This window comes from Anatilimnocola aquadivae (assembly GCF_049819085.1).
Classification (GTDB): domain Bacteria; phylum Planctomycetota; class Planctomycetia; order Pirellulales; family Pirellulaceae; genus Anatilimnocola.
Window position 1 is genome coordinate 7,496,758 of the sequence record NZ_CP187419.1, and the last position, 12,705, is coordinate 7,509,462.

The 12,705-nt window shown below is 58.9% G+C and carries 9 protein-coding genes; 5 read left to right on the top strand and 4 right to left on the bottom strand.

Annotation, left to right across the window (positions count from 1 at the left end):
* Window positions 1-3: 3 nt before the first annotated feature.
* The 3 genes from NA78x_RS29725 to NA78x_RS29735 all read right to left on the bottom strand — a co-directional run bounded on the left by NA78x_RS29725 (window position 4) and on the right by NA78x_RS29735 (window position 4,314).
* Window positions 4-1,557 (bottom strand): NCS1 family nucleobase:cation symporter-1, encoded by a 1,554-nt coding sequence (locus NA78x_RS29725; RefSeq protein ID WP_425616008.1) that lies wholly within the window; start codon window positions 1,555-1,557, stop codon window positions 4-6.
* A 12-nt stretch (window positions 1,558-1,569) separates the two neighbouring features.
* A complete protein-coding gene (gene hydA / locus NA78x_RS29730) occupies window positions 1,570-2,952 on the bottom strand; it encodes a dihydropyrimidinase (protein WP_425616009.1) in 1,383 nt (460 codons plus the stop codon).
* 75 nt (window positions 2,953-3,027) lie between these two features.
* Window positions 3,028-4,314, bottom strand: coding sequence for an aspartate aminotransferase family protein (locus NA78x_RS29735; RefSeq protein WP_425616010.1), 1,287 nt, complete (start codon window positions 4,312-4,314; stop codon window positions 3,028-3,030).
* Between the two features lie 195 nt (window positions 4,315-4,509).
* Between NA78x_RS29735 and NA78x_RS29740 the strand changes: the two genes are divergently transcribed.
* The 4 genes from NA78x_RS29740 (at window position 4,510) to NA78x_RS29755 (ending at window position 8,566) form a co-directional block, all read left to right on the top strand.
* Complete coding sequence (locus tag NA78x_RS29740) at window positions 4,510-6,036, top strand: CoA-acylating methylmalonate-semialdehyde dehydrogenase (protein WP_425616011.1); 1,527 nt, start codon at window positions 4,510-4,512, stop codon at window positions 6,034-6,036.
* 85 nt (window positions 6,037-6,121) lie between these two features.
* Entirely contained in the window at window positions 6,122-7,351 is a 1,230-nt protein-coding gene (locus tag NA78x_RS29745) for a Zn-dependent hydrolase (RefSeq protein ID WP_425616012.1), read from the top strand.
* Between the two features lie 107 nt (window positions 7,352-7,458).
* Window positions 7,459-8,022, top strand: a complete 564-nt coding sequence (locus tag NA78x_RS29750; RefSeq protein ID WP_425616013.1) for a nucleoside deaminase — start codon at window positions 7,459-7,461, stop codon at window positions 8,020-8,022.
* A gap of 13 nt (window positions 8,023-8,035) precedes the next feature.
* A complete protein-coding gene (locus NA78x_RS29755; protein ID WP_425616014.1) occupies window positions 8,036-8,566 on the top strand; it encodes a hypothetical protein in 531 nt (176 codons plus the stop codon).
* Window positions 8,567-8,616: 50 nt separating this feature from the next.
* Here NA78x_RS29755 and NA78x_RS29760 read toward each other — a convergent pair whose 3' ends face one another.
* Window positions 8,617-9,639, bottom strand: a complete 1,023-nt coding sequence (locus tag NA78x_RS29760; RefSeq protein WP_425616015.1) for a phosphotransferase enzyme family protein — start codon at window positions 9,637-9,639, stop codon at window positions 8,617-8,619.
* 291 nt (window positions 9,640-9,930) lie between these two features.
* On the opposite strand from NA78x_RS29760, the gene NA78x_RS29765 reads away from it, so the two are divergent.
* Window positions 9,931-12,591: a zinc-dependent metalloprotease gene (locus NA78x_RS29765; RefSeq protein ID WP_425616016.1), complete on the top strand. Its 2,661-nt coding sequence runs from the start codon at window positions 9,931-9,933 to the stop codon at window positions 12,589-12,591.
* Window positions 12,592-12,705: the final 114 nt, after the last annotated feature.

Below are 12,705 nucleotides of genomic sequence, written 5' to 3' on the forward strand. Positions count from 1 at the left end.
GCGTTACCTCTTTTCAGGAGCTGTTTGCTTCTGTGGCAAACTTGGATGTCCGATCATCAGAACCAAATACAGCACGAAGCCAATCGCAAAAGTGACAAACCACGAGTAGGTGTAAATTGTTTTGAAGAACTGCGGCGCGGCGATCTTGCCGCCGGTCGCGGCATCGAGAAAGCCGGGCACACTGGGAGCGATGCCAATCACAAGGGCTGCAATCGCCCGCCAGTTGATGCCGCCGGTGTACGAGTACTTGCCAGCAGGGTCGAACAGTTCGCGCAGGTCGAGTTGTTGCCGGCGCAGGACCCAGTAGTCGCAGATCATGATTCCCGCAATCGCGCCCATCAATCCAGAATAACCCACCAGCCAGATAAACACATAGTCGCCCGCCGATTCCATGATCTTCCAGGGCATCATCACAATCCCAATGACGGCCGTGATCAGCCCGCCCGTCATGTAGCTGATGAGCTTGGGATTGAGATTCGAAAAGTCATTGCTGGGCGAAACGACATTGGCGGCCAGATTGGTCGTGAGCTGCGCGACGAAGATTACGACCGTCGCGAACAGCACCACGGCGACGTTATCGAAACGCGCGAGCAACTTGATGGGATCGGCGATGGGTTCGCCATAGATCTTGAGCGTGGCGCTGGTCACGGCGACGCCGATGAAGGCAAACAAAGTCATCGTCGTTGGCAGGCCGAACAGTTGGCCGAGCATTTGCGACCGCTGCGATTTGGCATAGCGGGTGAAGTCTGGAATGTTGGTCGACAGGGTCGCCCAGTAACCGACCGCACCGGTAAGAAACGCGGGAAAGATGGTCCAGAAGTTCTTCTTGGTCTTTTGCAGATCGACCGACCCTGCGAGCACCGAATCGAGTCCCCCCGCTTTGTTCACGCACCACCCCAGCAACAGCAGGCCGGCGATCAGCAGCAGCGGCGACCCCCAACTTTCGAGATGCTTGATTCCTTCGAGCCCAACGACGATGAAATAAACCTGCACACCCCAGAACAGGAAGAACGCGATCCACGTGTGCAGCTCGACTCCCAGCATCGAGAAGGCCAGCGACTTCCAGCCCGGCATAATCATCCCAAACAGTACATCAATGGCGCCAGCGCCCAGCCAGGTTTGAATTCCGAACCAGCCACAGGCTACGACTGCGCGAAGCATGGCCGGCACATTCGCCCCGACGGTTCCAAACGAGGCTCGCAACAGCACGGGGAACGAAACACCATACTTGGTTCCCGCATGGGCATTCAGGCACATCGGAATCAGCACGATCGTATTGCCGAGCAAGATGGTGAGCATCGCTTGCCACCAGGTCATCCCCTCTTCGATCATGCCGCCGGCGAGCGTGTAAGTGCTAATCACCACGCTCATGCCGATCCACAGCGCGGCGATGTGCCAGGTCGACCACGTTCGCTGGGCGAGAGTTGTGGGGGCGAGATCAGGGTTCCAGAGCGGAGACGCCGACATGTCGTCGTGCAGTTCGACGAAGTCTGCATTGGGAGCGGCAGCGAACTGCGGCGAGACGGTTTCCGGCGAGGCATAGGGATTCAAAGTCATCGTCGCGTTTGCTCACATCGCAGCGCATTGGCCGCGTTTCAAAAATTTGCCATCGCCAGCCTTACCGACGTATTGCCCGTTCTCGATGATTACCTTGCCGCGTGAGAGAACCGTCTCGGGCTGCCCCTTGATCTTCCAACCTTCAAACAGGCTGTAGTCGCAGTTCATGTGATGTGTCTGGGCGCTGATGGTCCGCTCGATGTCGGGATTGAACAGCACGATATCGGCATCGGAGCCAACAGCGATGGTTCCCTTCTTCGGGAACATGCCGAACATTTTGGCGCTGGCGGTCGAGGTGATCTCGACCCACTTGTTCAGACTGAAGCCGCGCTTGACGACCGCGCCGTCATACACGAGCGACAAGCGATCTTCCACGCCGGGCCCGCCGTTGGGAATCTTCGTGAAGTCCCCGCGACCGAGTTCCTTCTGTCCCTTGAAGTTGAACGGGCAGTGATCGGTCGATACTTCTTGCAGGTACCCGAGCTTCAGGCCCTTCCAGAGGGGCTCGATGTTCTCTTTGCCGACGAGCGGCGGTGTAAAGACGTACTTGGCACCTTCAAAGTTCGGCTTGTCGTAGTACGTCTCGTCGAGAAACAGATACTGCGTACACGTTTCGCCGTAAGCCGGATGCCCTTCGTCCCGCGACCGTTGCAGTTCTTTCATGGCCGCTTCGCAGCTGACGTGCACAATGAAGACCGGCGCCTTGGCAACTTCAGCGACTCGCACCGCGCGGGCGACGCCATCGGCCTGCATGGTCGGCGGTCGCGACTGCGCGTGATACTTCGGTTCGACCTTTCCTTGGGCAAGCAAGTTGTTGATGAGCTGCGTGATGGCATCGCCGTTCTCGGCATGCACCAACGTGAGGCCGCCGGCTTCACCAGCCGACTGCATGACGCGGAACATGGTCTGGTCGTCGATCATGAAGACGCCCGGATAGGCCATGAACAGCTTGAAGGTCGTAATACCGGCATCGATGATCTGTTTGAACTCAGGCTGGTGCCGCGGCTCGTACTCGGTAATCGCCAGGTGATAGCTGTAGTCGATCGCGCACTTTCCTTCGCTCTTCGCATCCCAGTCGTCGATGGTCTGCTGAAAGGTCTTGCCCTTGTATTGGATGGCGAAGTCGATGATCGAGGTCGTGCCGCCAAAGGCCGCGGCCAGCGTCCCGCTGCGGAAGTCATCCGAAGAGACCGTGCCGCCAAAGGGCAATTGCATGTGCACGTGCGGATCGATGCCGCCGGGAATTACCAGCTTGCCTTGAGCATCAATGGTCTTATCGGCCGGCATAGGCAGGTTCTTGCCGATGCAACTGACGGTTTCGCCGTCGATGTATACATCGGCGAAGTAGTCGTCTGTCGCCGTGATGATGCGACCGTTCTTGATGAGATTTTTCATGGTTGCACTTCTCGCCCTGTGCCAAACAACTAGTGCAAAAGCCGGTGAACCCCCGGCACAGGGCCGGGGGCGGTACTATTTCGCTGCTACCGTCAGCCCCGCATCGATCGCCTCAACCAGTTCATCGACTTGAGGCTTACCCGCGTTGAGCATCAGGCCGGTGCGAATGACGTTGCCATAGACGCCCCCCTTGCCGAGCAGCACGCCGCGGCGCTTGGCTTCTTCAAACACAGCGATGACGGCCTGCGGCGCGGGCTCTTTGGTTTTGCGATCCTTGACGAGTTCGATGGCTTGCATCATGCCCAGCCCGCGAGCATCGCCAATTAGCGGATGTTTTTCTTTGAGTGCTTGGAAGCGTTCGCCGAGATAGCCACCGACGACGCGGCAGTTCTCCAGCAGGTGCTGGTCTTCAATCACTTGCAATGTGGCGCGGGCCGCTTCCATCGAGACAGGATTGCCGCCGAAGGTGGCGAACGTGATACCCGGGAACTTATCGGCGACGGCGGGCGTGGCAATGGTCATGGCAACCGGAGTTCCGTTGCCCATCCCTTTCGCACTGCACATGATGTCAGGCTTGACGTCCCAGTGCTCAATGCCCCACCAGTGCTTGCCGGTGCGGCCCCAGGCGGTTTGCACTTCGTCGCAGATGAAGAGGCCGCCGTACTTTTTGGCGATGGCCACGGCCCGTTCAAAATAGCCAGGCGGAGGAACGATAAAGCCGCCGGAGCCGATGATCGTCTCGGCCATGAAGGCAGCGATCTCGCCACCGGTTTCGGTTTGAATCAGTTCCTCGATATCGTTGGCACATTCCAGGCTGCAGTTGCTGTTATCCTTCGCGCCGAACGGGCAGCGATAACAGTAAGGAGCATGTGCGTGCTTGATGCCGGCGACCGGCAGCGGAATCTTCTTCCAGCCACTTTGTCCGCAACCCGCGAGGGTCTGCAAACTTCGCCCCGAGTAACTGTGCCGCAGAGTAATGATATCCAGTTTGCCGGTGGCAACACGGGCGGCGTTCATCGCCGTCTCGTTGGCTTCGGTACCACTGCTGGTGAAGAAGCTCTTTTTGAGCTCCCCCGGCGCGATCGATGCCAGCTTCTCGGCGAGGTTCGATTGCGGGGCATTGGCATAAAGCGTCGACGTGTGGGTGAGTTGCTTCACCTGGGCGACGATCGCTTCGACCACTTTGGGATTCGCATGCCCTACGCTGACTGTGAGCACACCGCCGAAGGCGTCGAGATACTTTTTGCCCGTATCGTCCCAGACGTAGTTCCCCTCACCACGCACCAGAGCGATAGGCTCTTGGTAGTACATCGCCACGGCGGGAAACAGAAACTCGCGGTGCTTGCGGACGGCGTCGCTCATGGTTGCTCGCGATTCTCGCGTTCCCACGGAGGCGGCCGATCAGTTTGTGTGTGCTTCGAATGGCACGATCGTCAGCGGCGTTCGACCAACGCCCGTGTGAGAGGTGACGACTGGAATCGTGCGAGCGCCTCCCTGTTTGCACGACACCAACGAGCTTAACATAGCTGCAGCAACCACTTTGTAAAGGGCAATGCCATGACCGCCTCCGCTGCTGTGTCCTCTCCGCCTGCCCCGCCGATCATTCCCATTCTCAGTGGCGGCCGCTGGATCGATTCGCCCACCAAGCGCACGTCGGATGTCTTCAATCCGTCGACCGGACAAGTCATCGCCCGCGTGCCACTCTGTTCGGCCAGCGAAGCCGATAGTGTCGTGCGGATCGCTGCCGAAGCTGGTCGCGATTGGGCAGCAACACCCGTCGTCGAACGCGCTCGGGTGATGTTTCGCTTTCGTGAACTGCTGCTGCAACGCTTCGACGAACTGGCCCGCACCGTGACTCGCGAGCACGGCAAAACGCTGGTCGAAGCGAAAGCGAGTGTGCAGCGAGGCATCGAAGTCGTTGAGTTCGCCTGTGGCATTCCCAGCTTGCTGATGGGGCAATCGTTGCCCGATGTGGCTCGTAGCGTCGACTGCGAAACGGTCCGTCACCCGGTCGGTGTCTGCGTCGGCATCACGCCGTTCAACTTTCCCGCGATGGTGCCGATGTGGATGTTTCCCGTCGCGATTACCTGCGGCAATACGTTCGTACTGAAGCCCAGCGAGAAGGTTCCCCTTTCCGCGAACCTGATGGGGCAACTGCTGATCGAAGCAGGGTTGCCGCCGGGTGTCTTCAACATCGTGCATGGCGACAAAGAGGCCGTCGACGCACTCCTCACACATGAACTGGTGCGCGCGGTGTCATTCGTCGGTTCGACCGCCATCGCCAAGTACGTGTATGAAACGGGGACGAGGCACGGCAAGCGAGTGCAGTCGGCTGGTGGGGCGAAGAACCATCTGATCATCATGCCCGATGCCGATCTCGAACAGGCAGTCGCCGCACTGCAAGCTTCGGCCTTTGGCTGTGCCGGCGAACGATGCATGGCGGGCTCAATTGCGGTGCCCGTCGGCGATGTTGCCAACAAGCTGGTCGAGCGACTTTGCGATAAAGCCGGTTCGATGACCGTTGGTCCCACCGACGGCGATGCAGTCGTCGACATGGGCCCGCTCATCACTGCTGCCCATCGCGACCGGGTCGCTGGCTACTTGGATATCGCGCAGAAAGAAGGAGCCATTGTTGCTCTCGATGGCCGCAGCAATCTGCCCGCCGGCAATGGCTTCTTTGTGCGACCCACGGTCATCGACAAGGTCGAGCCCGAGATGCAGCTGGCCCGTGACGAAATCTTTGGACCAGTACTTTCTGTCGTCCGGGCCACCTCGCTGGAGCAAGCCCTGGCCGTCGGTCGCAAGTGCCCTTATGGAAACGGCGCATCGATCTTCACCAACAGTGGTTATGCGGCCCGGCAATTCAAACAGCATTTCAACGCGGGAATGATCGGTATCAACGTCGGCGTGCCGGCACCGATGGCCTGGTTCCCGTTCACAGGCTGGAATCAATCGTTCTTCGGCGACTTGCACGTCCAAGGCCTCGAAGGGATCCAGTTCTACACGCAGCAAAAGACCATCACGACCCGCTGGTTCGCCACCGCTGCCGAGTCGACCGTCGATCCCATCTGGCGCTCGAAGTAGCTTTTCCGTTATTCCTTCCCGTAGCCTGAAGCCCCGCTTCGGGCAACATATTGACTCGCAAACTAGTTCGTGCGACGAGTTCCACATGCCACTCAACCCTGCTCGAACCATCGCTGAACTCAAAGAGCTGCGCACTCTCACCGGCGACGACAACGGTGCCCAGCGAGTCGCCTTCACCGAGACCTGGGTGAAAGCACGAACTTGGTTTCGCGAAAAGCTGGCCACGCTGCCCGTCGAAGTCCATCAAGATGCCGCCGGAAATCTGTGGGCCACGCTCAAGGGCAAGTCGGAGAAAGAATTGCTCATTGGCGGGCATATCGATTCCGTTCCCAATGGTGGCTGGCTCGATGGCTGCCTGAATGTCGTCGCTGGGCTCGAAGTGTTGCGTCGCATCGCTGCCGAAGGTGTTCCGCCGGTGACCGTGCGGCTGGTCGATTGGGCCGACGAAGAAGGAGCCCGCTTTGGCCGCAGCTTGTTTGGTTCGAGTGCTGCTTCCGGCGCACTGGTGCCCGATGATCTCCGCAATCTCACCGACCGCGCAGGAATCAAGCTGGTCGATGCCGTGAAAGCGCATGGGATTGATCTCGATCGCGCGACCGAGGCCAAGCAGGAACTGAAGAACGCGGCCGCCTACTTGGAACTTCATATCGAACAAGGCCCGGTGCTCGAAAGCCTGAACCTGCCAATGGGCGTGGTGCTGGGAACCTTCGGCGTGGAGCGCCACACGATTACCTTCACCGGCCAGGCTGCTCACTCGGGCTCCACGCCCATGACGCATCGCCGCGATGCTCTCGGCGGTGTCTCCAAGTTGCATCTGGCCATTCGCGAAATCGCCGTCGAGCATGGCGGCGTGTGTACGGTCGGCAAAGTGACGACGGAACCAAGCATTGTGACGGCGGTTGTTGGCGAAGCCACGATGACGCTTGATCAACGGCATCTCAGTGCCTCGTCACTCGCGGCGATGCATCACGCGGCTCGCGAAGCCAGCCAGCGAATCGCCAGCGAAGAGAAAATCGAAGTTGCTTGGAAAAAGCTCTGGCAGATTCAGCCTTTTCCGTTTCACCCGCAGCTGATCGAACTGTGCGACGCCGCGATCCAAGAAACGTGCGGCGCGTCACATCGGCTGCCGAGCGGCCCGCTGCACGATGCGGCTGAAGTTTGCCGCGCTGGGGTGCCGACGATCATGCTGTTTGTGCAGAGCCTACGGGGCATCTCGCACAACAAGATTGAAGACACAAAGGAAGAGCATCTGGAACTTTCGGTGCAGGCGCTCGATCGGTTGGCAACCAAAACGATGGCTTGGATCAGTCAGTAACCCGTGGGATGAAGCCGTGCTTCGTCCTGAGCTGCTGAAAGCAAAGAATACGGACGAAGCACGGCTTCATCCCACGAGGAAAAGAACGAGGAAAGGATTATCCACACATGAACCAACTCGAACTCGATCGTAAGTTTCTCGCCGCCGCAGTGGCTGCCGTCGATGAGGCCGTGCGACTCGAACCGCGAGCAATTCCCATTGGCGCGGTGCTCGTCATCGATGGCGAAGTGCGAGCCTCGGGAACGAATCAGCGGGTTCAACAAGGTAACCCTATCTTGCACGGCGAGACCAGTTGCCTGCAAAACACAGGGACGAAGATTACCGAGCGGGAGTTTGCCCGCTCGACGCTCTACACAACACTGTCGCCGTGCTACATGTGTGCGGGGGCCAGCTTGCGGTTCAAGATTCCGCGAATCGTCGTCGCCGAGAACCGGAGCTTTCAAGAATCGGAACTGCTCCTGCGGGCGCTGGGCGTCGAAGTGACCGTGCTCGACGACGCAGGCTGTTACGAGCGAATGAAGAAGTTCATCGCAGACTATCCCGACGTCTGGTTTGGTGACATTACTTATATTCCACCCAAGCCCCAGCCCGACTACAGCCAACTCGACCCCGCTCAGGCAGCCGCTTATTGGCAACGCCTGGGCTTTGTCCTGCCGCAGGAACTAGCGTGAGAGGTATCTCGCAATGAAGATCGGCCTGCGATTCAGCTTGCGCGACCTCGTTTGGCTGATTCTGCTGTGTAGCGTCGCCTTCGCTTGGATTGTCGATCGGCGGCAGATTTCACTGCGGCTCGTGTTGGAGAAAGATGAACTCATTCGAGATTTTGTCAGGCAACAGCAGCACACCGAAGGTGTCCATGTGATGTTCGGGCATCGGGATTTTCCTCATCCGACGGATCCCAACATTCCCAAAGATGGCGACCTGACCGATGCCTTGCGTCGAGCAGAATCGGGCGAACTGTCTCTCGAACAATTGAACGAACGGTTTGGTGATCCGGTTTACGATACGAACCTAAAGCAATCGGCTCCGCCGGTGGCGAACATCCCTTTTGCCGTAGCGGGCGAGTACGACCAGCTTCCAGTACTGCCTGGTTCAGCAAGGCTCGTTTACTGGACAGTCATTCCCAAAACGGTGAACAACCCCGTCGTACTGGGGCTGACCTTCGACTCGCAAGGCAAAGCCAAGCTCTTTCGCTGCTTGATTGATTATCGTTGAGCAGTTCACCGGGGCGGTGGGAATCGAAATCACTTACAGGATTCGCAGCATCACCGCATGGTGGAAGGCTGGCGATCGAGCAGGTGAAGTAGCCGGCCACGGACGGCTGCCAGGGAGGGGAACTGCCGCTGCTGGACGTAGAGCCAGTCGAGCCAGTTCCAGCCGCCGATAAGCACGCCGCTGTGGTCGAGCGTGTCGATGATTCCGCAATCGTCAGCGCTCAGCGGAACAATCTCGGCATAAGCAGCGAGCGCGGCATGGCGCTGGGCCAGGTCATCACCAGCGAGGCTGCCCAGGAGCCGGGCGATATCGACGAGCTTGGTATCGATTCGCAGCGCACCAAAGTCGATGAAGCCGGTCACTTCGTCGCCGGTGAACAGGACATGGTCGCTCCACAGGTCGCGAATCGCCGGCTGAAGAACCGGCTGGCGTTGGTTCGTCAAAAAAAGCTGCCGCAGGATCTCACTGGGTAACTGTGGATGCCGCGCGATCCATTGCTGGGCGAGGTCATCGATTTCGGGAATGCTCCGGCTTCTCACGGCGGCAATGATTGCCGGAACCCGGCCACTCAGTTCTCGCCAGCGGGAGATCCGCTCGTCGAGTGCCGGCGTCGTCCTGGCTAATCTGGCTTGAAACAAATGGCCCGTCGTAAACAGCGCTCCGGTACGATGAAACAGGGCCAACGAGCGAAGCGCAGCGCACAAGCGAGCCGGTGATGGATTGGTCAGATAGTCGGCTGAGCCCGGCAGCCAGGTCATTAACTCCCAGGTGCTGCCAGCCAGTTCGACCGTGGTCTGCCCCTGCGGCGTGCGGTGCGGCTCTGGAATGAACTTCAGATTCATTTCCCGCGCATGCCGCAGCACCTGGTGAATGAACGGCAACCGAGTTGGCGGCGGATGACTGACCGGCCAGCGCTTCAAACAGAGCGGTTCGCAGTCAGCTGCTATCGCCTTCCAAACGGAAGACCCGCTAAAGCCTTGCTGGCTGAGCTGGTGCAACTGGAATTTTGCGCTGTCGCCCCTAAAGATGTTAAGGGCGGCATGTGCCTCGGAATCGTTCATCGTCGTGCTCATCCCCGCTGGAAAGACGGAGATTATGCCGATCGGGAAGATTAGGCAACCAAAACAGGGTCTCGAGGCACGAAAGATCGGCAAATTGCACCAACTGCACTGCAGCGGCGACCTAGGCTACAACCATTTTGTACGAATCAACGTATAGAAATAGCAAAGTGGACGGGCTGGGGTATATTTAACGGTCGCCGAGGGGTCGGGTATTCAGGTCGGTTCTCCCAAAATCTTGATTCGCAATCGCTGCGGGCGGCTCATCGCCAGCTCGAAGGGTTGCGGCATAAGCGAGTGACTCACATGTTTCGACGGATTCTGGCTGGCACATTGTGCACAGCGGCGGCAGCCTTCACGTTCTTTCTGGCGGCCGAAATCGGCACTGCTCAAGACAAGCCGGCCGAAAAGCCAGCCACACCCGCCGCGCCGCCCTATGCGGCCGCGCTCAAAGATGCGAAGGCTGTCAGCGGTCTGCTGCAGATGCATCAAAAGGGGAACAACCTGTTCGTCGAGTTGATGCCCGGCGATTACAGTTCGGAATACATCGTGCTGATCTCGATCTCGCGCGGCATCAGCCAGGGACCGCTGCTGGGCGGCATGAGCTGGGGTTTTGGCGACGACTGGGTGTGGCAGTTCCGCAAGGTCGACGACAACGTTCACATCATTCGCAAGAACGTCCGCTTCAAGGCAACCAGCAACTCGCCGGAAGCCCGCGCCGTTCGCAATGCCTATACCGATAGCGTGCTGTTCAGCATTCCCACGACCATGAAGGGCCCCAAGGGTGGCGACCTGGTCGACCTGACCCAGGTCTTCATGAGCGACTTGCCGCAGATCAGCCAGGTGCTGAGTGGCTTCGTATTCTCCCCCAGCAAGAGCTCGTGGGCCGCTGTGAAGGGTTTCGAAAACAATATGGAACTCGAAGTGGCCGCGACCTATGCCTCGGGTGGCCAGGCCGAAATCGACACCGTTCCCGATAGCCGCGGTGTGACGATCAATGTTCACTACTCGCTGAGCAAGATTCCGCAATCGTCGTCGTACACGCCTCGGCTGGCCGACGACCGCGTGGGTTACTTCCTCACTGCCGTCAAAGACTTCTCCAGCAAGAGCAATCGCGATCAGTTCGTGCGGTTCATCAACCGCTGGGACCTGCAAAAGTCAGATCCTACAGCCAAGCTCTCGCCGCCGGTCAAGCCGATCAAGTTCTGGATCGAGAAGACCGTTCCGTACAAGTACGAAAAGGCCATCTACGATGGCATCTACGAATGGAACAAAGCCTTCGAATCGGCTGGATTTGTGAACGCGATCGTCGTGGAGCGTCAGCCCGATAACGCCACCTGGGACCCGGAAGACATCAACTACAACACGTTCCGCTGGATCACGTCGAACGCCGGCTTTGCGATGGGTCCTTCGCGGACCAATCCTTACACCGGTCAGATCCTGGACGCCGACATCATCTTCGATGCCGACTTTCTGAACTCGTGGAAAGACGAATACGAAACCTTCACCCGCGACACCGTCGCGGCCATGACGGGTGGCGAGCTCGATCTGCGTCCGACCGCTGAAAAGCCGAACCCAATTTTCTCGGCTCGTACGGGCTTGATGCCCGATTGTGCCCTGAGCCGCGGCATGAGCATGCAGCTGGCCGGCGGTGAAGCCGCGATTCTCGCAGCCGATCCCAAGCTGGCTCCCGAGAACTTGGAAAAGTTCTTTATGCAGGCCCTGAAGGAAGTCACGATGCACGAAGTGGGTCACACCCTCGGATTACGTCACAACTTCAAGGCCAGCAAATGGCTGAGCCTGAAGGACCTGAACGACCCGACCAAATCGGGCGGCTCGATGGTGGCCTCGGTCATGGATTACAACCCAGCCAACATCGTGGGCAAGGGTGAAAAGCAAGGCGACTACTACCCCACGACTGTCGGACCTTACGACATCTGGGCCATTGAATACGGCTACAAACCTTTCTCGGGTGGAACCCAAGGCGAACTGGCAGAGCTGAAGAAAATCGCTGCTCGCAGCGGTGAACCGACGCTGGCCTACTCGACCGACGAAGACACTCGCGGCATCGATCCCGATCCAGACAGCAATCGCTTCGACCTGGGTGCGAACCCAGTCGACTTTGCCAAGCATCGTCTGCAGAACGTCGAAGATCTGATTCCCGGCCTCATCGACCGGACGACCAAGGAAGGTGACGACTACACCCAAGCTCGCCGCACGTTCAACGTGGTAGTGGCTCAAGCGGGCCAGGCAATGTTCTTTGCCTCGCGGCAAGTGGGTGGTTTGAAGACCAGCCGTAGCCACAAGGGTGACAAAGACGCCAAGCCGCCGGTTCAAGCCGTCGACGCCAAGCTGCAACGCGAAGTGCTCGACATGCTCGACAAGAACCTGTTCAGCGACAAGCCGTTCTCGTTCCCGCCAGAAATCTACAACCAACTCGGTTGGTCGAACTGGAGTCACTGGGGCGTCACACCTTCGGTCCGCAAGGATTTCGGCGTGCACGACTTTGTGCTGATGTGGCAAGAGCGCGTCCTGTCGCAGTTGCTCTCGTCGATCTCGCTGGAGCGGATGCACGACGCCGAACTGAAGGCCTCGCCCGATACCGACATTGTTACGACGGCCGAATTGCTCGACCGTTTGACCAAGGGCATCTTCAGCGATGTCGATGGCCTGAAGGAAGGCGAGTACAGCAACCGCAAACCGGCCATTGCCAGCTTGCGTCGTAACTTGCAGCGGTCATACCTGAAGAGCCTCTCGCAAATGGCGATGGGCAACACGGGTGCCCCGCAAGATTGCCAAACGGTTGCGTACCTGCAACTGGGCGAACTGCAAGGGAAGATCAAGAAGGTGCTGGAAAACGGCGAAATGACCGGCAAGCTCGATGTTTACAGCCGGGCTCACCTACAGGAAACTTCGGCCCGCATCCAGAAAGTTCTCGATGCCCGTCTGAGCTTGAACGCACCGTAGTTCGTGGCGGCAGACCTCCGGGTCTGCCGGTCTTCCCAAAAGATTAACACCCGGCAGACCCCGCGGTCTGCCGCCAACAGGGACTCACCGCCCATTCTCGCGGTGAGTCCGGAC